Here is a 22083-nt window from a genome sequence, read left to right as displayed (position 1 = left end):
GCGCAAATCTCATGGGGTTGGGGCAACGGACGAAGGGCGAATCCAGCGTCGCCCCTACGGGTTAATCTTCTTGGCGTGTTGACATTGGAATACCGACCTTGCAACCGCCCTGAAATCCTAACGTGTTTGCATAAATTGTAGGAAAATTTACCAAAAAGAACTATAATAAATTAACGACATGTGATGCTAGATATGGAAGCTTCCAAATCCTGCTGTACTACCCCATTATAGAAACGTGCTTCTTCGCCTACACTGGCAAAATAAAGATTACCATTACATTGGAAACTCAATACTGTAACAGTATAATCTTGGACGCTAACATTATCTTCAACAGTGCTGAAAACTGCTTTTGCTATCCATGCAGGGGTATTGTCCAACAATTTGGTTTCTACAGTATCCAACAATATTTTAGGGTTTTTGGCTTTAGCTTTTATATTAGTTATGTAAAGTCTTATTGCTTCGTCAGGACTAATATTTGAGTTTGGTATAGTACGACTGGGAGGTTTTTCAATGGTTAGAGCGGCGGTTGTGCTATCGGGTTTAGTGAATATTACACGAGAAGGGTCAACATCTTGCCTTATCCATGTGCTAGGATGTGCCACAATTATACCGAGGGCTGAATCCGAATTTGCCGGACTTGAAAAAACATGAGAAGGCAAGTTCGCCAATTTGGGACTAGCGCCGGAGTTCATCATAAAAGCCAATACATAAACTATTGCACCAATAATTATAGTGATTAACAAGGCTAATAGCATGAATAACCAAGCTCGCGGTTTGGATCGCTTATAGCCAAATTGATTGCGACTCCGCTTTAACCCTGAATCTTGTGGGTAAAGTTCGGAGTGATCTCGTACAGTGGAAGGTTTCACTTGTTCGCCGAAATAATCGAATACAGCCTGTGGTTGCGCCGCAAAAGATATTTGCCCTGAATCAGCGGAAGCATCAACAAGTGCATTGTTTTCAGGTGAATTAATGTTAACAAATTTTCCTTCAGAGGTTTGGGCAAGTAAATTATCAATTCCAACATTTGCAGGTACACCTTCGTAACTGGCTTCGAGTAATAACAAAACATCTCCTACTCGAAGTTTATCCCCCGGACGAACCAGCGCCGATTGCATAGGGGCGAGAGGTCGCCCGTTTAATTGCGTGCCGTTCTGGCTGTTCATATCACAAACAAGCAACCCGTCTTCTCTTATCTCCAATTCGAGATGAAAACGCGACACGCTAATATCAACCAGCACTATATCGTTACCAACTTTTCTTCCTAACTTGAGTTTGCGGGCAGGGTTATACCATAAATCAAAGACATCCGGTTGGGGTGCGCCCGGTAACATATGAGGTTCTTCTAAAATTATTAACTTCATATCAACTAGAGCGGGTATTGTCATAAAATTTCTCACTAACAATTAGGGCATGTACTCAGGTCTAGAAACTAGCTTTTCTATTGTTATTTATAGTACAAAAAGTGTCCCGGTAATATATTAAACGGATAAGAAGGTTAGTAGGTTCTAAGTTTTTACAACGGTTTTTTCAGGAAAGACTACCGACAATCTCACCGTCAAGTATTTCAATTTGGCGGGTGGCATTACGTGCCCAGTAAGCATCGTGGGTTACCATTAAAACTGTTTTCCCCGAAGCTACAAACTGTTGCAGCAATTTAAAAACATAATTAGCGGCTTCGCTGGATAGATTACCTATCGGTTCATCACCTAATAAAATGGGTGGGTCATTTGCAAGCGCTCGCGCAAGTGCCACAAGTTGTTTTTCACGGCGATTAAGATCAGAAGGCTTAAGACGTGAGATTTCAGGGTCAGAAAGACCAACCAGATAAAGACGTTCCATCGCGATTTCGTTACGGCGGCGAGGGTCAACCACCGTACCTGCTAATTCAATCGCAGAGGTAATTTGCTCCAAAATAGTCAAGCGAGGGTTTAGCTGGTTCAAATCGCTGTTCATATAGCCGATATTACGGCTTCGCCAACGCACATGGTCGCGTTCTTCCTCAAGGTTTAAGCGTTTTTTACCGCGCCAGTTCTCGTGAGTTGGAATTTGATAGCCAAGAATTGATACCATACCACGATCGGCAGCCAAAAAACCGCCCATAATTTCTACTATCTCGCTTTTACCTGAACCGGAAGGTCCAACCAATGCTACCAATTCACCCTGACGCAAACCAATTCTCACATCCTTGAGTAAAAGAGTTGCGGCACGTCCACTACCCTCAGTGTACCAAACGCCTTCCAAACGTGCTACCTCTGAGCCAAAACGCGCTTGTGGCAGAGCAGGACGCGCTACTTCAGTACGGTTAGCAGCAGAGCTTTCGGGTAGAGCCGCGCTGGATTGTCGCTGGTTTCGCCCCACAACAATCAAATTCACCGCTAGATTGGTTTCGCCCTCCTCGATTGAACGACGCATATCATCCGGGCTATTCTGGACAACTTCCTGAACTGTCATGTCACCTAAGAAAGTTTTATCAAATTTGGTACCGGAATCAATTTCAGGAATGTTAGGCTCTTCTGCCTTGAAAACAGCGCTGAGTCGTTGATTCTCAATTTTAAAATCCGCTACAACATCTCCAAACCGCAGGACATCACCATCATGTATCAAGATTGGAGCATCCGCTTGCACTCCATTTACAAAGGTTTTATTCGTGCTACCGAGATCGCTGATATATACGCCAGTTGGGGTGCGGACAAGGCGAGCATGTTGGCGTGACATGCTATTGTTATCAATTACTATATCATTGGCTTGTCCACGCCCAATAGTGGCTTCCTCACCGGAGAACAGGTAGAGCTGACCGTCTCTCAAAAAGATGTAAATAAAAAGGTCTTCAGATAGAGGCGTAGTTGGGCGAGTAGTTACGGTTGGCGTGGATTTAGAGCGTGGCGTTGGAACGCCTGTAACTCCTTCAAATAGTATTTCAGTCAAACCCAGTTTGATATGGTCGCCGGGATGCAAAGGCAGTGGGGCAGTTAGTTGTGCAATTTGCCCGTTAACCAGTGTACCATTGATACTACCCAAATCATGAATCAGTAACTGACCATGTTGACCTGCAATAATCTCAGCGTGACGGCGGCTTACATCGGCACTATCAATCCAGATAGGGCATTCGCGACTACGCCCCATTAATATGGTGGAAATACCTTGTTCAGGGTAAGGCAGACTCAACCGTTCTCCGGTGCGAGGTCCGGTAACAAAACTTATTTTTAACTTCTGACCTTCACGGTTAACGACTACAGGCTGACTCAAATAACCTTCACCCCTTTTACCCTAGCGGTTCTGGCGATGACCCCCACGATTGTTTGCAGTACGAACGGTATCGTCTTCGTCATCACCGCTACCGGCAGCACTGATTGCAAAAAGCTCGCCAAACATTGGAATCGCCATTAACAATGTGACAATTACTGCTAAGCCCACCCCTAACCAAAGAGAAGTATCGCTGTCAAAGTTCAAGCTATTATGCAATAAGGCTATGGTAATCCCGCCCAACCAAAAAACAAATTGAGCCATAATAACCAATAGATAGAGCGGAATAAACGCTACAAACCAATTAAAGATGCGTTTCTCTCGTTGTGTATAATGCCTCACATCGGGCTTGCGCGTCAATCGCTTTCGGACATGTACCAATGCCTTTTTGCGTAAACTTGGAATTTCAACCCAATCCATTAAAGCGTAATAACCATCGCCTTCCACCAAAGGGTTGAGATTGATATATGCCAATGTGAAAGCAATAACGCCTAATTGAAATAGGGCATCACGGGTATGGGTATCGCTTTCAGGAACCAGAAATAGCCATAGGAAACAAATATTACAGAAAAGAATATTAGTTAACGGACCTGCCAAATTCACAACGATGCGGGGGCTGCGTTTTTCCAGCCATATCTGGTTTGTATCTACCAAAAACACCGGTCCTACCAGATTCCAACCTACGCCTACCCCCATTACTTTCCGCCCAAAATGTTTACAGGCTAGACCATGCGCGATTTCATGTATAAAGAAGTTAAATAATAACACTAGGATAAGTATCCACCATAACCCGGTAGCAAATAGCGCAATAGGAGGCTGTACCAGCGCCACAAGTCCACCTTTCCAGACAAAAGCAACAGTTCCGGCTATTACAATGACAGCGAATAGTAATATAAGCGGTTTCCAGAAAAATACCCTGCCAAAATAGCGGTACAATCTTGTGAAAAAGCCATCCACATTTTTTATTTCGGTGGTATAGGTTAACGCTCGGAATATTGGTTGCCATAATTTCCCAATAAAACTTCGTTCCTTACCTTGCTTCTCACCCAGTAAACGCTCATCCACTTTAGGAGCTTCAAGGAAACCGGAGGCTTGCAATTGCCCCACAAGGTTAGACACACCATCTAGGTCAAGACTCTTAAATTCCATAAAATAGGACAGCGCCAAATCATTAATGCTATTATCGCCATCCATTAATTGCCACAGGAAATAGCCTCCTTCTGAGAGCTTGAAGTAATCTTCACCTTTGCTCAGAAGATGCTGTATTTCGCCCATAGAGTTGGTTTGTTCTGTGATAGACCAATCGGCTACCCGCTTTGGGCGGTAACGTTTGCTGATACCTTTGGCAAAATATTGACCTAGCGCGTAATTTCCGCCCAATTTCAGCACTTCTTCAAATTGTGGGCGATATAGTGTCAACAACTGAACATCCTCAACTGCATGGCAAGTATTGGTGCGAGTTGGGTTATCAGATAGGGCAGTTTCGCCAAAAAATTGACCCGGTCCTATTGTCATATCGGTGCGATTTTCACCACTACGAGTCTGGAAACTAAGCTCAATTTGTCCTTTGCGGATAATATAAAATGCGTCAGCGCGTTCCCCTTCTTTGAAAATAACCCGCCCTTTGGGAAACTTTTTAACCTTCATACGGGCGGCAATCTGGGCTACTAATTGCGGTGGCATTGTAGTAAAAGGGCTGATGCGATTTAGTACCGCGCCCAGCGGTAAGCCCAACAACTCTGCACCAAGATTTGCTACCGGATCTGTGCTTTGACTTAATACCGTCTCAAAATCAGCTTTAGCAAGGGCATAAGCATCAACCAGTTTCCTAGCACGCACCGTCACCGGATAGGTTTCACCTTCGCTTGCAATCCCATCGCCAAAAGTATCACCTTCTTCAAGCTCGGCAATAACTTGCTCAACTCCCTTGCTATTTACAGTAAAAGCGGTAGCCTCACCCCCAACAATCAGAAAAAACTGGTCGCATGGTTTGTCTTTTTCGCCGAGTAGCTCGCCCGGTTTAAATGAACGATACCGCATACGGGCAGCCAAATCGCGGATTGTTCTATCAGAAAGGGTTCGCATTAAAATAGTGCCGCGTAACCAAGTTGCAGTTGAATACGTGGCAACTTGTTGCTGGAAGAAAGAAAGGATTTTAGGGTTATTGCTGAATGTCTTTACAAAATCGGACTCTTCCAGTCGAAGGGCTTCCACCCTAGTTCGCGCCACCAAGCGGTTGACAAAGGGTTGATTGGCAAAAATGGTACGCTCACCGTAAATTGTACCGGGACCGATTTCAGCCAACACCAAACGTTCATCCCGCCGTTCATTCAAAGCACGCGAGATAGTGATATAGCCCGATAATACGGCAAAGAACGCCCCTTTACCCTGCCCTTCTCGCGCAATTTCCTGTCCTGAATTGTAAGTAACCTGTTTGAAATAAGGCTGAAGCTGCTTAAATAATTCATCGTCTAATTCATCAAAAGGTGGAATCTTGCGAAGCGGGTGCAGATTCTTTTCTTCTTTGACTGCTTGCATCCCACCAACAGCTAGAGAACCGGAATCTGACGCGGCTTGCGTAGAATCCGCCATTTCAAGGGTGATAGGTTGCCCACTTCTGAGCATCACGGTTTGGCTGTCTTCGCGAGAAGGTTCATAATCCTCGAAAATGAACTCAAATTGTCCTATTTTAAGACGGTCGCCACCGTTCAGGGCAATCGGGCGTTTAATATCCTGAGCGTTTACCAACACTCCATTTGAAGTACCAAGGTCGGTTAACACATAACGCCCCGACTCATAAGCCAGTATCGCATGGCGTTTTGAAACATAGGGGTCAAGAAGGCGCAAATCATTGCTATCAGAGCGACCTATTTGTACCTGACGGTCACGGGGTAAACCTAGAAAACGCGCCCCAAGATGTAATTGGCTGTGGTCAAACGCGAAGCGAAGGCGTTGCGAAGTTATTTTCACGGCTTCCAGTTTGGTAACTGCTTTATAAGGTACACGCGAAGCGCGATACGAAAACTCGCTCCCGCGTATATTTATGGTATCGCCATCTTGCAAACGACGCGGCGCATCCAAAGCAACATCGTTGATGTAGGTAGGGTTCGCCGCGCCCAAATCTCGCAAAACGTAGCCATTGCTAATCCAACGAATCTCGGCATGACTTCGACTCACGTCTTCATCCAGCAATTGCAAGTCATTATCGCCAAATCGCCCGATACTGAGCGGATGTGTTGGAATTAACCTGATAAAAGAGCCAACCCGCAAGTTACGGGCATCACTAGCCAGCACATCGAGACGAGCAACACCGGACCAAGTATCTTCAGAGAGGTGTTTTTCATCAGGCAATTGCGCCAGTAGGGTTTTAATACCGTCAATCGGCACGCAAAAGAGCAATTGGATACTACCACAGCCGATTATATCGCCGGGGAATAGCGGCATAAGGCTACCGATTTGTTGCCCGTTCAGATAAGTACCGTTGCTGGAAGTATCGCGCAGAGTTAAAACTTCATCTTCTTTGCGCCAAGCAAGCTCTGAATGGTGGCGAGATACTCGGTTAGTGGGGTCTTGCAATAAAAGATTCGAATCGGTAGCACGCCCGATAATAAATGGGGTATTAGACAACGCATTAAAATCTAACGGAATACAAATGCCTTGCTGCGGACCGTTAATGATTCTTAAATGTGGGATTTGCGGTGTTACTTCCGCCAAAACAACAACCTCTCGAATATTTTAGTCCTAAAACGCAATAAATAATAATATTAATACGTTATCTTTCAGAAATTTACTTGGCAGATGGGCAAAAACTCTTAAAATAAGCATATAATATTATAACATAATAGATATAGATTTTTACCGGACTTATTTGCTGCCCAAATCGTATTTATTTAAACTATGTAAAAGGCTTGCCATATATAGAACTAAGCCAATGGATGAAGCAACATTTGATGGGAAAGTGCCTAGTAATGCAAAGGTAGCACGCTATAATAGATTTTTGCTATTGTTAAGCAGCCTCAGATGTTTGGCAAAATTAAAATTCAAATCCCTCTGCTAGTGTGGGTTGAATTTCTGTTGATATAAACGACGTTGCCACAAGCTATTTTTCGTAGCCACAAAAATGCAAAATGGTCACTATCAAGGTTTTGGCAGCAATTTCAAGCTCGGTTATATCAACATATTCATCTGGCGTGTGAGCGTTATGGACGCTACCTGCCCCATAATGAATAGTAGGTATCTGCCCAAGTTCGGTCATCAATCGCAAATCGCTGCCATAGGTTGCGCCGTATATTTCTGGGTCATTACCTGTAAGTGCGCTATGGGCTTTGCTAACAAGCTTAACGATTGGATGCTCTGGCGCGGTTTGACCACTGGCAAACTGACCGCCGAACCACTCTACCTGTACCGGATGCTGACTAAGCCAAGCATCAGAACTACACACTTCTGCTAACGCTTCTTCCATTTCCTGACGCGCTTGTTCAGGCGCTTCTCCAAGCGCAACACCTAACCGCCCTTCCGCCACCAATTCATTAGGTACACTGCTAGACCAATTCCCGGCTTTCAAGATTCCAATACTAAGCGGGTAAGGCAGTTCATATTTCTGCATCAAAGAGTTATCGGTAGTGTTACGACGAGTTTCGAGTGCTTCAAGTGCTTGCCAGATTTTCCAGAACTTTTCAATTGCGCTCACCCCTTCTTTACGCATACTGGCATGAGCGGAAAGTCCAGTCAGGTGCAACCGGAAGGTCAAAGCGCCGGCACAGGCAGGGATAATATCTAAATCGGTTGGTTCGGTAATAACTGCGGCATCGGCGCGATAGCCTCGGCGTAACGTGGCAAATGTTCCCAAACCGCCATCCTCTTCTCCGACCACGCTTTGCAACATTACTTGTCCGGTAAGCTTTATTCCGGCAGCCTGTATCGCCTTTACTGCAAAAAGGTTACATGCCAAACCGCTCTTCATGTCACATGCGCCGCGCCCGTACACCCTATTATTTGCTATACGCGCATCAAAAGGCTGACTAATTTTCCATTGTGCCAAATCTCCCGGAGGCACTACATCCATATGACCGTTAAGTATCAATACAGAACCACCCTCAACGCCCCAAGTACCTACCACCCCCCATGCTTCCTCACGTTCAACTTCCATACCCGGAAAAGCGGAATCGGCGAGCAGTCTGGGTAAATCAATTTGCCACAGGTCGGTCTTAAAACCGTTTTCGCTGAGCATCTGGGCATAAACTTTTTGCGCATCGCTCTCGGCAGGAGACCCCGTCACGCTTGGTATCTTTATAAGGGTACGCAAGCACTCTACCATACCAGTAATATCAAGGGCATTTAAAGCAATTTGCGTTAGCCTATCAGCCTTATCAAGTCCTATTTCAGCCACTTTTAATCCTTTCTAAATCTATCGTTGCAATGTATCATACCTGATAACAATAATTCTATCGAAAATGCTACTTACTTTTACAAAGTAATGCCCTTAAATTAATTGGCATTCGCCCTGCTTAATGGTATAATTCCACAAGTTAGGCAATGTACTAGAAGATTTAAATAATGGAGTTGCCCGATTGGGAGTAATTTCAAAGCTTGAAGGAATGATGGAAACGGTGGTCGAAGGCTCTTTCAACCGCCTGTTCCGTAATAAATTGCATCCTGCCGATATTTCCAAGCACCTTGAGCGAATAATGGAAGATGTCAAAGAAGTAGCTTTAGGCAAAAGCTATGTTCCCAATCGCTATGAAGTATATATCAGCCAATATGATTTTGACCAGTTTGCCCCTCATAAATCCTCGATTGAAAAAGATATGGCAGAGCATGTAGTACGCTACGGTCAGCAGCGCCACTTTATTTTTAGCGGTGGTTCGCCCCGTGTTTGGCTGAACAGCAGTGAACAGGTAAAAAAGAATCGTTACCTCATTAAAGCCTATACATTAGATTCCAAAGATTCCAACCAACCGCAATCAAAAGCAGTAAATCCAGTAAATCAAAATCAGCTATTGGAAGGAACTGCCGTACTGAATATCGGAGCATTGGCATTGAACGCCGAACAACGAAATGCCGCTGGCAGCATTGCTTTTGAACGTCCTAAAGCAACTTTGACAGCGCAAAGCTACCGTGTCAATAACCCCGCCCAATCCTTCGCTTTCAATCGTGATGTTACCATCGGGAGAGGTCTGGATAACGATATAATCCTTGAAAATGACCCGCGAATCTCGCGCCATCATGCGCGAATAGAGTTCAAATACGGGCAATTTTTGTTAACCGACTTGAATAGCGCCAATGGTACCAGCCTCAATGGGCTTCCTATAACCCAAATTGTGCTAACCCCCGGCGATAAAGTTTCGCTAGGCGGTTTAGAGCTAATCTTCGGGATAGGGTAAGAAGTAGATGGATATATCCGTCTTTGACATCTTTATCCTAATTTTAAGGGTTCTCCTGATATTTGTATTGTATTTCTTTCTTTTCCTGATTGTACGAGTTATTATTCGCGAATTTAACGCCTCCACTAAACGCGCCCGTTTGGTTGCCCGCGAACTTGATGCTACCCCTATCCCTGAACAACATTCTTCGCCTGCCCTCTCTAATTCGGGAAGGCTAGTTGTAATTGAAACGGGTAATGCTACAACTGTAAAATCTGGTATGGTATTCGATTTGCGCCCGGTAATGCCAATTGGACGGCGGCAAGATAATGCAATCATACTAAATGACGATTATGTATCCACTGAACATTCGCTGATAGCTAGGCGGGATGGGCAATGGTGGCTTAGTGATATTTCCAGTACCAACGGCACATTTCTCAATGGAGAGCACCTTGAACAACCGCGAGCGTTGCGTACCGGAGATGTAGTGGGAATCGGGCGAGTGAAATTCCGATTAGAATAGTTAATATCTATACTATTTATTGTCATTAAATAGTATGATTTCCAAAGAAATGTAGCAATTGGCTTCATATGGGATTTTAAGTTATAATAGGATAACTCAATAGTCATAAACTGCATATATTATTATTTTAATAAAAAACCACAATGTGTCGGTCTTTATTAAATAAAGAGGTTTGATTTAATTAATGGAAACTAATAAATTCTCCACCCTAAATGAACAACGAGAGCATCCCCCTATAAGACCCAAACAAAAAAGCCTAGGCGGTAGATTTATTGGGATACTAGCTGGGGTATTTGTTCTTGTCTTACTAGCCAGTTTGGGCGTTGCCAATGCTGTAATGGATATGCAGTACCAAAACAAAATTGACCCCGGCGTTAGTATAAGTGGAATTTATGTAGGCGAAATGACTCGCAATGAAGCACGTAACGCCATTATAAATCAAATGCAAGATTTCAATGATCGTCCCGTTATACTGGAGTTTCAGGATAAAAAATGGCAACCCACCCTTGAGCAATTGGGCGTAACTATAAATTACGAAGCCAGTCTGGATAAAGCTTTTGATGCTTCAAAAAGCGGCGATTTCTTTAAGGATTTGCGGTTGGCTAAAGCTCTAAATCCTGAGACCAAAAATGTGCCAGTTGAAGTTATGGTAAATGAAACCAAGCTCAATGGCTTTTTAAGCGACATCAGCGACCGTATTAGGCGTGACCCGATAGAACCAATTATAGAAATCAAAGATGGTAAGGTAGTAGCAACAGAAGGCAAAATTGGATTTAACGTACTTTATGATAAAACCTTTACTGCCATCAAAGATAGTCTGTTATCATTGAAGCCTTCCACCCAGAACCTTTTACAGGTCGGCGACATCCCTACCGTTATCAGCACGCAGGAATTTAGCGATTTCAAAGATAAGCTCACTGCAATGGTAGGCACGCCCGTAAAAGTTTCCTTCAAAGATAAATCTTGGAATATTGAGCAGGCGCAGTTGATGAATATCATAAAAGTGCAGCGCACCGTTAGCGCAGCTGACCCAAAGCACTTTAGATACACGGTAGATCGCACTTGGGTAGAAAAATTTGTCACCGATTTAACTCCCCTTATTACCCAACAACCCAAAAACGGCACTATTACATGGGCAAATAATGCAATATCAATTAAAACTCCCAGTTTGGATGGTCAAACTTTAATTGTGGATCGTTCAACCGATGATATTGTCAAGCAAATTTCCGACCCAACCCCGGATAATAGAACCGTTACCCTAACGGTCGATGTAAAACAACCTGAACTAGATACCAGTAATCTGGACAAGCTCGGCTTAAAAGAGGTAATCGGTGAAGGCGTTTCCCAATGGGCAGGTTCAGCGATTGAACGCGCCACCAATATAAAAGTTGGTGCAAGCTACCTTACCGGAAAACTCATCCGTCCTCATAGTATATTCAGTTTTCTGGATGCCGTAGGAGAAATTAGCTCAGCGCGAGGATATGTAAAAGGCTACGCGATTATTGCTGACCAAACTACTCCCGATGTGGGGGGGGGTATTTGCCAAGTTTCAACTACTACCTTCCGCGCCGCTTTCTATGCGGGATTGCCGATTGTTGAACGCAACGCCCATATCTACCGGGTTAGTTGGTACGAAGAATTAGGAGAGCCTGTCGGATTCGATGCAGCGGTTTATCAACCGGGCGTGGATATGAAGTTTGAAAACAATACCGACAATTGGATGTATCTCGATGCCCAAATAATAGAGGGCAAACTTTATGTGAGGCTTATCGGTACCAAAGTCCCCGGACAAACCGTCAATCTAGTTTCGAGCGGTATTGCTAACGTAACCAACCCTCCACCGGATCGCTACGAAATTGACAAATCGCTTGACCCATTGCAGAGGAAACAAGTAGATAGCGCTCGGCGTGGTCTTACCACCCAAATAACCCGTGTTATCAAGGTAAATGGAACAGTGGTAAAAGAAGACAAGTTCCCTACTACCTTTAGCGCGTGGCCTAATATCTACAAACTAGGTTCTGCCTATGCCGGTCCCGATGGTAAACCAGTTAAAGGCCCTGATGGCAAACCCATCTTGCCTACCCCCACGCCAACGGCAAGCCCGCAGCAAACTCCGGGTGCAGGTGGCACTACTCCTCCGGTAAATACGCAGCCTACAACTCCTGCCACAACTCCGGTTCCCACGCCGAACACCAAAAAACCGTAATATCTGATAACAGTAACCCCCTTCTCAATTGAGGAGGGGGCTTTTTTTGAGAAAAACGTAGAGTGAAAATAATCGCATCAGTCGGCAGGCTATCACCACCTGAAGTGAACCCTACTTCTGAGACCAAGATTAGAACAGCCCCTCTGAAACAGCCCTTGGCATTTTAGCCTATTTTCGTATCCCCTCTTTTTCCCTAGCTTTTTTGAGAGAAGACACAACCTAGACCACTGTCTCAACAAATCCATCGCAGTAATTTATCAGCTTGATACCGGAATCTGGTTTCTCATACCGACCCTGCCCATCTCTATAAATTATGCGAGGCGGTTTTGCAAGATTATGACGAACTGCTTGTGGCTTTTGGAAAGTAGCTTTACTGCCCATCAAGAAAGACCGGTCGCCCTAGATATTTTCTAGAGATACCGGTCTTTAGAAGAGAGAAAAGAAGGTTAAGAAGTTAGGCTGAATTTCGCAATCCGAGAGTCACTTCTACAGTCCGTGACTGGGAGTTACTGCCAATGATTTCGAGCTTAACTTTGTCTCCGGGCTTGTGTTGGCTGATGATTTCGCCCAAAGCTGATTCGCCGATTATTTTTTGCCCGTCAATCGAGATGATTACGTCACCATTGTTGATTCCCGCTTGAGCTGCTGGTGAACCGCTCTGTACCTGTATCACAACCGACCCACCCTGACCGGTAGCAAGGCTAAGCTTTTTAGCTTGCGCCGGGGTTAGGGGTTGGAAGGAGATACCTAAGAAGGCATGCTCTACCTTGCCATTCGCTACCAGTTGATCAATTATCAGCTTAGCTTGATTGATAGAGATAGCAAAGCCGATTCCCTCTGCCTGATAGCCCGTTTCTGCCTGTCCTGCTACCAGCGTATTAATTCCGATTACTTTGCCTTGCATATCCAGCAATGCGCCACCGCTATTGCCGGGATTGATAGCGGCATCGGTTTGAATTAAGTCATAAAGTTGGGGACCACTGGAAGTAGTACCACGACTGCTACTACTACCGGATGTACTTGGTTCAGTTACGCTACGGTCAAGTGCGCTAACTACTCCGGCAGTGACGGTAGGTCCCCCGGGCAACGCCAACGCATTACCGATTGCTACTACTCCATCGCCGACTTTAAGCTGTGATGAGTCGCCAAGTTCCGCCACTGGTAAACTTGCGCCGGCAGGGTCAATCTTAACTACGGCGAGGTCGGTTTGCATATCTTTTCCTACCACTGTACCATCAAAGGAACGCCCGTCCGGTAGCGATATGATAAGCGAATCCGCCCCGTTTACCACATGGTAGTTGGTAAGAATATAGCCAGCGGCATCATAGATAACGCCAGAGCCAACTCCGGTTTGGGTAGGGGTTGTGCTTGAGTTTCCGCTGAATGGATTACTCCGGGTGGAGGTAGTCGCATTTTGCATAGTAGTAATCTGTACCACCGCCGGACGATTTTTTTCTGAGATTTGGGTGACGGTTAATTGTCCTGCCGCAGTAGTGGAAAGGCTTGCCGGAACTACTTTTGCCGGGTTGGTGTTAGTATTGTTTACGATAGCTACTGAACCGGAGGGTTTAGAGCTATTATTTACGTTCAGGAATATGTTTGAAGCTGCCATACCCATTAACAATGCCAGCAAGAACAGCGCAGGCATCATGATTAGCCGTAGGGCTTTTCCGGTCTTGCGCGGTTTTGGGACGGGCTGATTCTGTGGTATAGGATTATACCAATTTGCAGTTTGCTGAGTGTAGCCATAATAAGCCTGACTTGTATTGCCCATCTCAGCGGCTGGTTGTGCTATTTCGTTATTGTTATATTTTTCAGGATAAGGCGAGAAGCTTTCGTTCCCCTCCCGCGCTGGAATTTCGTTATTATAATTCATAATAATTGTCTTTCATTTTAGATTGCTTAAACCTCGTTCGCGCATACTGCTTGCATTTCTTTACACTTCCATTTTAACTAATAGATATTTCAAAAGATTTGGTAATTTGTAAAAAGGTATTATCCAATTGCAAAGAAAGTATTATTTCCACAATAATTGGATAGAAATCTGAAGGGTTGGCGTTAAAGTTAAGCGGGTAAGAGGGGTTTTGATATGCCCTGTGTTAGTTTTGCTTTAAAAAAGCCAAAACATCTGAGGTAAATTCGCGGCTTTTCTCCATAGTTATCAGATGACCGCAGTCAGGGTAGGTGATTAGCTTTGCGTGGGGGATGTGCTGCGCCAATTGAACCGCGTTTTCCAGCGGAGAAACCGGGTCATCCTCTCCATGTAAAATGAGCGTGGGCTTGTCCAGTTGGCACACTCGCGGATATAGGTTGCGACTCAGAATCGTGGCTTTTTGCCGTCGGTAATTCTCAAACGGCATTATATTTTTTGCCATGCCTTCTATTAGTTTTTGCAATCTTTCGGGGTATTTATCGAAATAGCCGGGTGCAACGATTAAAGGGTAACTGCGCCGGAGAAAAGCTGCGCCATCTTCTCCGGGATACCATTCCAACGCGGCAAGCCCTTGTGAGGTAGGCGGTAAATTAGAGGGTGCGCCATCACTGGTACATACTAACACTAGGCTGCTTACCAGTTCAGGATAGCTTAAAGCCAGTTCCATTGCCACATAGCCGCCCATCGAAACCCCGATAACATGGGAAGGGGCGAGATTTAGCGCATTAATAACCGCTGCGGCATCGTGCGCTTGCTCCCGCGTAGTGTAAGATTCCAATGAATTATCACTGCCGCCCGCATCCCGATAATCCATAGCAACGGTTCTGTATTGTCGCCCGAAGGCGGTAAGATGCCCATACCAAGCGGCTTTGGTTGCGCCAAGCCCGGTGAGCAACAAAAGATTGCCCTGCGTTTCTGCCGGAGTAACTTGCTCATACGCGAGCTTTAATGCCCCAACCTGCACTTTGCCTGAGTTGGCTTGATACATGCTAGAAATCCTCATCCCTAGCGGGATTCTTACCGGATTCAAGCATGGTTTTTCTTCGGCGGATTTTGCGAATTGCATTTCGAGCGGCTTCGCTAATAGAAGCTCCCCAACTGGTAGGCTGCCACTGCCCATCCGCCAATGGTTGAAGCAAGCTCAGGCTTTCGTCATTACCCAAATCTCCAATTACGGTAACAATCGAATAGACTAGGTTAGAATAGGGCCAGCGTAACATTTCATGCAATTGCGGTAAAATAACAGGACCGATTTCGCGCAATGTAGCAACTACTAGCACATGCCGTTCCACCATTTCATCCTTGAGTATATTAATAAGATAGGGCAAAATAGTAGGTCCAATGCAAGCCAACGCGGTTACTACGTTATTTCTCACCCGATAATCGCGATCTGAAAATAATGCCAGCAAGGGTTTTACGGCATAGCGTCCAAAATGGGCAAGCGCCTCAACCGCCGTAACTCTAATTTCAGGGTCAGGGTCTTTCAAGGATTTGAGTAGGTAGGGATAAGCCTGTTGTTGGTTAGATACGACTAATTCGCCTAAAGCCCAGAAACGTAGCGCCGAGTCAGAATCTTCTAGGTAGGTGATTAGGGTTTCAAAGGAGGGTGAATGAAATGCTTTATCGGGCATCATAGGTTTGAGGGGGCATAGCAAGGTGATTTCTAATTCAGAAATACGCTCTTCTATTTTTTGTTTGCTTTTGAGCAAACTTGCCCGTTGGGATGGTTCATCTTGCGGGTTTTTCAAGCGGTGTTCTACTTCAGCTAGAAGCTGATAGCTTTTGCTCAAGCGATTTGAAATTGTCTGAAAGTGTTTATCAGTCATTCCTATATATTTCTGCGAGACAAATATGAACAAACGCGCTATAATTATAGCATTATACTAAAAAAAGTAACTATTCACCCACTAACCCCTTGAAGGGGGAAAAGGGAGGGAAGGTGTATAGGGGACACCCCTATTTACCTCAGCGGGGAGTTTCCCCTGCACCCCTTTTCGTACAGGCTGAGTAGTTACAAAAAAAATTATATAACAAGATATAAAATTTTCCCAATGCCAGATTCCGAAACCAACGAAAGACCAATTTCTGCTAAGAAACGCCCGGAAGAGCGTGCCTTTGAAGCTACTTTGCGCCCTCGCACTATTGCCGAATATATAGGGCAAGATAAAATTAAGGGTAGCCTACAAATATTGATTGAGGCTGCCAAAGCTCGGAAAGAACCGCTTGACCACGTTTTATTTTATGGGCCTCCCGGTCTTGGTAAAACTACGCTGAGTAATATTCTTGCTGCTGAAATGGGCGTAAATATTCGAATCACCAGCGGACCCGCCATCGAACGCGCCGGAGATTTGGTGGCGATACTAACCAACCTTAAGCGTGAGGACATCCTGTTTATTGACGAAATTCACCGCTTGAACCGTACCATTGAAGAGGTGCTATACCCGGCAATGGAAGATTTCGCGGTTGACCTTGTTACCGGGAAGGGACCCAGCGCACAGACTATCCATCTTAGATTGCCGCGTTTTACCATAATCGGCGCGACCACCCGCCTTGCGCTATTGACCTCGCCCTTGCGTGACCGTTTTGGGGCGGTTTACCGACTTGATTTTTACGAGCAAGCAGCAATGGAATTGATAATCCAACGCAGCGCCGTGATATTACGGATTCCGATGGATGCGGAAGGCGCAGCCGAAATTGCCCGCCGTTCGAGAGGTACTCCCCGTGTGGCTAACCGTTTGCTAAAACGTGTGCGGGATTACGCGCAAGTTCGCGCGGAAGGGCATATTACGCGCAAAGTGGCGCAAGACGCGCTCAATATGCTGGACGTTGATGACTTAGGGCTGGACGATGGAGACAGGCGCATCCTAACGGCATTGATTGATAAATTCGATGGGGGACCCGTAGGTATAGAAACGCTTGCTGCCGCTACCAGTGAAGAAACCGATGCTATAATGGATGTGTACGAACCCTATTTGCTGCAACTCGGCTTCATTGTGCGTACCCCGCGTGGGCGCATCGTTACCCAGAGCGCGTATGACCACCTGAAGCGTAAGCCTACGGCACGCGCTAGGGAAAGACTTGGTTTAATAGATTCCGATACTACCCCAACTGCAACCCGCCAATCTACCCTATGGGATTCCCCAACTGACGAATAAATTTAGGAGAAACCGACCTTGGCATTTAATTTCCGCTTTGTACCTAACCGTTATGTAAAGCTAATTTTCAATGCTCTTTTCTTAATTCTTTTCGGCATAGCCTTGCTAGGATTAGGCGCATTGCTCATTAGTACCACACCGATAACTTTCACGCTACTTGCGCTGTTGGGTCTTTTGTTGGTCGGTTTGAGCGTCATCGGCTTAATGACCGCTCTGTATATCAGCATAGTGGTGGCAGGTACAACTCTTGTACATGAAAATAATAGTCTGTATGCAAAAAACGGTGCAAAAAAAATGGCTGAGTTCGACCTGTCCCAGACAAAAGCTGTCTGTTACGATTACGAGCAACTCAGTTATGGCAAAGCTGGCTTCAAGCTAGACCCGGCGGGCGCTAATGGAATCCGCATCTTATCGAAATTTGAGACAATACTTGTGCATGCCTCCATGCTCCGTAAAGAGGATAGAACCGAATTTGAACGGTTATTAGCTCGTAATTCTATTGAAAAGCCAGTGCAAGGACCTGAGCCGGTGCGTCTGCGCCTACTCAGCGAAACCCATGAATTTTCGCCCGAAGCTGGATTAATGCTGCTAACTCCCCTTTATCTTATAACCTACGGTAAAGAAAAAAGACCAAACCCTGCTATCAGAATCGGGAAAAGTCTGTTGGTACTACCCCGTAAGAACATTCGCACGGTCAAGCAAAGCGAGGATACTTTAACTATTACCACAATGGATGGGGTCAGCTACGAAATTACACTGGCGCATGCCGATACTGACCGCACCGGTAAGAATAGCGTAGCGGCAACCAAATGGAAAGATTTGCTGTCAACCTATTAACATCATTGTCAAGCTCAATTTGTGTGAAGAAACAGTGCGTGTTATATTAAAATTGTAAACACCTCATTTTTACTAGGAGCAGGAGAGAAGGTTCTAATGTCTAAAACTCCCATATCTGTAGCGCATGGTGACGGGATTGGACCCGAAATCATGGATGCTACCCTTCAAATTATCCTCGAAGCGGGCGCAGAAATCGAAATTGAGAAAGTGGCTGTGGGTGAGCAGGTTTATTTGAGCGGCAACAATGCCGGTATAGAAGCGGAAGCGTGGGAATCAATCCGCCGCACCAAAGTTTTCCTGAAAGCTCCCATCACCACGCCGCAGGGTGGCGGCTATAAAAGCCTCAATGTGACGGTTCGTAACGCGCTTGGTCTTTATGCTAATGTGCGCCCTTGCGTGGCGTATCACCCCTTTGTGGATACCAAACATCCCGGCATGGATATTGTGATTGTTCGGGAGAACGAAGAAGACCTCTACACCGGAATTGAGCATCGCCAAACTGAACAAATGGTGCAATCCCTCAAGCTCATCAGCCGCCCCGGTAGCGAAAAAATCATTCGATACGCCTTTGAATATGCCCAGTTGTATAATCGCAAAAAGGTTACTTGCTTCATTAAAGATAATATTATGAAGATGACCGATGGGTTATTCCACAAAGTATTTGATGAGGTTGCCAAAGAATATCCAGATATTGAAAACGAAAGTTGGATTGTGGATATTGGCGCAGCCAAAATGGCAGATACGCCGGAAGCCTTTGACGTGATTGTATTGCCCAATCTGTATGGCGATATACTATCCGATGTCGCGGCTCAAATCGCGGGTTCGGTAGGTTTGGCAGGTTCTTCTAACATCGGGCAACATGCCGCCATGTTTGAAGCCATTCACGGTTCTGCACCGCGCCGCGCTGGTCAGAATATGGCGAATCCCTCCGGTTTGTTGCTAGGGGCGGTGATGATGCTGGTTCATATTGGGCAGTCAAAGGTGGCTGAGCGCGTCCACAACGCTTGGTTACGTACCATCGAAGACGGTATTCATACTTATGACATCTACGCTGAAGGCATAAGTAAGCAAAAAGTCGGCACTAAAGAATTCGCGCAAGCGGTTGTTGCACGTCTAGGGCAGAATCCAGAAACTCTCAAAACGGTAACTTACAAAGCCAGCGATGAGGGCGGGGTAGCTTCTCATGAAATGCACCTAATCGAATCGGTGCGTGCTGTCAAGGTGCTAGTGGGCGTAGATGTGTTTCTGGATTGGACAGGTACAAATGCTAATGAATTGGCTGAAAAGCTGACAAATATTACCGTTAGTGGGCTGGAACTGAAAATTATTACCAATCGAGGGGTGAAGGTGTGGCCCGAAGGTATGGCGGAAACCTTTAACACTGACCATTGGCGTTGTCGCTTCCAAACCAGCAATGGGCATAAGGTGACTCATGCCGACTTGGTAGAATTGCTCGGCAAATTCGCAGCGGCAGGACTAGATTTTGTCGAAATTGAAAGCCTATATAATTTCGATGGTGTACAGGGTTATACCCAAAGCTACGGGCAGTAAGCGCAAAAATAGCTTAACAAAAATCAAAGGGCGCAGCAATTGCGCCTCTTTTTTTATCCCCAGCCCATCGCATCCAATTCTTCATCGCTTATACCAAAGAAGTGGGCGACTTCGTGAAAAACTGTCCGGCGCACCTGTTCTTTCAGACTTAAAGGGTTTGGATAAGCCGTTTCCAACGATTCTTGAAAGATAGTTATTTTGTCCGGTAATGCCATGTTATAGCCCTGTGTGCGATTTGGTAACGAGACCCCTTCATATAAACCGAATAGGCTTTCTTCCGCCGGATTGAGCTTTAATTTGAATAGTTGCTCACGAGTGGGGCGTTGTTGTACTACAATAATCAGATTACCGCTTGCCATTGCTTTTCTGAAACGGGGCGGCAGCTTACGGATAGCTAGTTTTACATATTTTTCAAATTCCAGTTTGCTCATATGCTTGATTATAGCTAAAATAGTGAAATTGGCAAAAGCTTTTCAAAAAGGAGATTACCCTACCAATGGAATTGACAATCCCCGAAATCCAGAAGATTATTCCGCATCGTTTTCCTTTCCTACTTATTGACAAGATAATAGAAGTTGAATGGGGTAAACGCGCAGTAGGCATTAAAAGCGTGAGTTATAACGAGTGGTTTTTTCAAGGACACTTCCCCGATTACCCGGTAATGCCCGGTGTGTTAATCGTTGAAGCATTGGCGCAAGTAGGCGCGGTGGCGTTACTCGGTATGGAGCAGAATAAAGGGCGAATCGCCTTTTTCGGCGGCATGGATGGAGTACGCTTTAAACGACAGGTGCGCCCCGGCGATATTTTGCGACTTGAGGCAGAAATGATACAAGTGCGTGGACCCGTTGGTAAAGCGCAAGGAATTGCTACTGTGGATGGCGAGATAGCCGCACGTGGGGAAATGACCTTTGCCCTAGGACCACTCCCCGGTCAAGCATAAAAAACCATGAATAAAACCGGGACTTTCCGGCGTAATCGCTTTGCCATGATTCGCGAAAAGCTAATCTCATTGGTTTGCCGGGCTTTGGCAGTATTGTTCAGGCTATTTGAGCGGTCTAGCGCAGACTTGAAAGATTTGCCTACCGGAGCGCGGGTACTAATCCTTAAGCCATGTTGTTTGGGAGATGTAATTCTTACTACGCCGGTTATTGCTGCTCTCCGAGAGGCTTTGCCGCATGCACATTTGGAATATGCGGTAAGCGCGTGGGCTAAACCAATAGTGGAAGGCAGCCCGCGCCTAGATGGAATATTGGATACAGGCGTTAGCGGCTCTGCTTTTACGCTAAAGCAATATCTGGTATTTATCCGCAAGATGCGGCAGCAGCGTTATCAGGCAATAATAGCCCTAGATCGCTCACCCTTACTGACTTTATTACCGTGGTTGGCAGGCGCAAAACTGCGAGTAGGGATTGATAGCCGAGGACGAGGTTTTGCGCTAAACATCCGTTCTCGGCTTGAACGCAACTCTATAATAAAGCACGAAGCTGAAATTTATAAGGATGTACTGAGAGCCGCCGGACTTGACCCAACGCCAGCAAAAATGGAGTTTTACCCATCGGATAAAGCAAAAAGCAAGGTGGCAGGGTTTCTGGAAGCCCTATCCGCTTTTCAGAATAGCAAAGGTGCGGTGGCGGTAATTCATCCGGGAGGCGGCAACAACCCTGATACATTGGTAAAATCCAAACGCTGGAAACCGGAGAATTTTGCCCAAATCGCCGCAAAGCTAATAACAAAAGGTTATACTGTTATAATAATTGGAGCGTTACAACAGGGTGATGGCGAATTAGCTGAGCGTCTATTGTACGCAATTCCCGAAGGTTTACAGGAATCTGTAATTAATGCGGTGGGTATGTTTAACCTAGATGAAAGCGGCGCATTATTTGAAAAAGCCACTTTATTTATTGGAAATGACACCGGTTTGATGCACTTGGCAGCAGCGTGTGGCACAAAAGTAATCGCAATTTTCGGACCGAGCAATCCGGTAGCCTATGGTCCTTATACCGATACAGGAAAAGCAGTTTATCCGTCCAATCTCGATTGGAAAAACAATTTACCTTTGCACGAATATGAGACAATTACCGCTGCACAGGGTGGAATCGAGAAGGTTACAGTTTCTCAAGTTTGGGAAGCAATAAAAAGCCTTAAACATTAAAGACTATACTATTGTAGCTAGTGCAGGGTTAGAGTATAATCCGATAAACACAGTAGTAACATTTAAGTATAGAGAGAGCATCACGGTGGGTTTTGCCGGAAAATTGAAAGAGAGCCAA

The 22083-nt window shown here is 45.4% G+C and carries 17 protein-coding genes; 8 read left to right on the top strand and 9 right to left on the bottom strand.

Annotation, left to right across the window (positions count from 1 at the left end; genetic code table 11):
* Positions 1–170: 170 nt before the first annotated feature.
* The 4 genes from WCK19_RS11405 to WCK19_RS11390 all read right to left on the bottom strand — a co-directional run bounded on the left by WCK19_RS11405 (position 171) and on the right by WCK19_RS11390 (position 8635).
* The gene (locus WCK19_RS11405; protein ID WP_342397507.1) at positions 171–1388 is read right to left on the bottom strand and encodes an FHA domain-containing protein; all 1218 of its coding nucleotides are present in this window, start codon (positions 1386–1388) and stop codon (positions 171–173) included.
* Positions 1389–1530: 142 nt separating this feature from the next.
* A complete protein-coding gene (locus tag WCK19_RS11400; protein ID WP_342397506.1) occupies positions 1531–3249 on the bottom strand; it encodes an FHA domain-containing protein in 1719 nt (572 codons plus the stop codon).
* 21 nt (positions 3250–3270) lie between these two features.
* Complete coding sequence (locus tag WCK19_RS11395; RefSeq protein WP_342397505.1) at positions 3271–6960, bottom strand: FHA domain-containing protein; 3690 nt, start codon at positions 6958–6960, stop codon at positions 3271–3273.
* 385 nt (positions 6961–7345) lie between these two features.
* Complete coding sequence (locus WCK19_RS11390; RefSeq protein WP_342397504.1) at positions 7346–8635, bottom strand: ArgE/DapE family deacylase; 1290 nt, start codon at positions 8633–8635, stop codon at positions 7346–7348.
* 181 nt (positions 8636–8816) lie between these two features.
* Between WCK19_RS11390 and WCK19_RS11385 the strand changes: the two genes are divergently transcribed.
* The 3 genes from WCK19_RS11385 to WCK19_RS11375 all read left to right on the top strand — a co-directional run bounded on the left by WCK19_RS11385 (position 8817) and on the right by WCK19_RS11375 (position 12337).
* Complete coding sequence (locus tag WCK19_RS11385; protein ID WP_342397503.1) at positions 8817–9629, top strand: DUF3662 and FHA domain-containing protein; 813 nt, start codon at positions 8817–8819, stop codon at positions 9627–9629.
* Between the two features lie 7 nt (positions 9630–9636).
* Positions 9637–10131 carry an FHA domain-containing protein gene (locus WCK19_RS11380; protein ID WP_342397502.1) on the top strand — a complete coding sequence of 165 codons (495 nt, stop codon included), beginning with the start codon at positions 9637–9639 and terminating at the stop codon, positions 10129–10131.
* 184 nt (positions 10132–10315) lie between these two features.
* Positions 10316–12337: a VanW family protein gene (locus tag WCK19_RS11375; RefSeq protein WP_342397501.1), complete on the top strand. Its 2022-nt coding sequence runs from the start codon at positions 10316–10318 to the stop codon at positions 12335–12337.
* Positions 12338–12556: 219 nt separating this feature from the next.
* Here the strand turns inward: WCK19_RS11375 and WCK19_RS11370 are convergent, their stop codons facing one another.
* The 4 genes from WCK19_RS11370 to WCK19_RS11355 form a co-directional block, all read right to left on the bottom strand.
* Positions 12557–12718, bottom strand: coding sequence for a hypothetical protein (locus tag WCK19_RS11370; protein ID WP_342397500.1), 162 nt, complete (start codon positions 12716–12718; stop codon positions 12557–12559).
* A gap of 73 nt (positions 12719–12791) precedes the next feature.
* Complete coding sequence (locus WCK19_RS11365; RefSeq protein WP_342397499.1) at positions 12792–14213, bottom strand: trypsin-like peptidase domain-containing protein; 1422 nt, start codon at positions 14211–14213, stop codon at positions 12792–12794.
* A gap of 223 nt (positions 14214–14436) precedes the next feature.
* Positions 14437–15336 (bottom strand): alpha/beta hydrolase, encoded by a 900-nt coding sequence (locus WCK19_RS11360; RefSeq protein ID WP_342397498.1) that lies wholly within the window; start codon positions 15334–15336, stop codon positions 14437–14439.
* Positions 15260–16096 carry a HEAT repeat domain-containing protein gene (locus WCK19_RS11355; protein WP_342397497.1) on the bottom strand — a complete coding sequence of 279 codons (837 nt, stop codon included), beginning with the start codon at positions 16094–16096 and terminating at the stop codon, positions 15260–15262. The genes WCK19_RS11360 and WCK19_RS11355 overlap by 77 nt, the downstream gene beginning before the upstream one ends.
* A gap of 225 nt (positions 16097–16321) precedes the next feature.
* Between WCK19_RS11355 and ruvB the strand changes: the two genes are divergently transcribed.
* From ruvB to WCK19_RS11340, 3 genes are all read left to right on the top strand, one after another.
* Positions 16322–17425, top strand: coding sequence for a Holliday junction branch migration DNA helicase RuvB (gene ruvB, locus WCK19_RS11350; RefSeq protein WP_342397496.1), 1104 nt, complete (start codon positions 16322–16324; stop codon positions 17423–17425).
* An 18-nt stretch (positions 17426–17443) separates the two neighbouring features.
* Entirely contained in the window at positions 17444–18262 is an 819-nt protein-coding gene (locus WCK19_RS11345; RefSeq protein ID WP_342397495.1) for a hypothetical protein, read from the top strand.
* Positions 18263–18358: 96 nt separating this feature from the next.
* Positions 18359–19813, top strand: a complete 1455-nt coding sequence (locus WCK19_RS11340) for an NADP-dependent isocitrate dehydrogenase (RefSeq protein ID WP_342397494.1) — start codon at positions 18359–18361, stop codon at positions 19811–19813.
* Positions 19814–19866: 53 nt separating this feature from the next.
* Here the strand turns inward: WCK19_RS11340 and WCK19_RS11335 are convergent, their stop codons facing one another.
* Entirely contained in the window at positions 19867–20244 is a 378-nt protein-coding gene (locus WCK19_RS11335; RefSeq protein ID WP_342397493.1) for a metallopeptidase family protein, read from the bottom strand.
* A 65-nt stretch (positions 20245–20309) separates the two neighbouring features.
* Between WCK19_RS11335 and fabZ the strand changes: the two genes are divergently transcribed.
* A complete protein-coding gene (gene fabZ, locus WCK19_RS11330) occupies positions 20310–20753 on the top strand; it encodes a 3-hydroxyacyl-ACP dehydratase FabZ (protein ID WP_342397492.1) in 444 nt (147 codons plus the stop codon).
* A 6-nt stretch (positions 20754–20759) separates the two neighbouring features.
* Positions 20760–21965 (top strand): glycosyltransferase family 9 protein, encoded by a 1206-nt coding sequence (locus WCK19_RS11325; RefSeq protein WP_342397491.1) that lies wholly within the window; start codon positions 20760–20762, stop codon positions 21963–21965.
* The last annotated feature ends 118 nt before the right edge of the window (positions 21966–22083 follow it).

The organism is Candidatus Chlorohelix sp. (genome assembly GCF_037138995.1).
GTDB lineage: Bacteria > Chloroflexota > Chloroflexia > Chloroheliales > Chloroheliaceae > Chlorohelix.
This window is presented reverse-complemented; position numbering and strand designations above follow the sequence as displayed.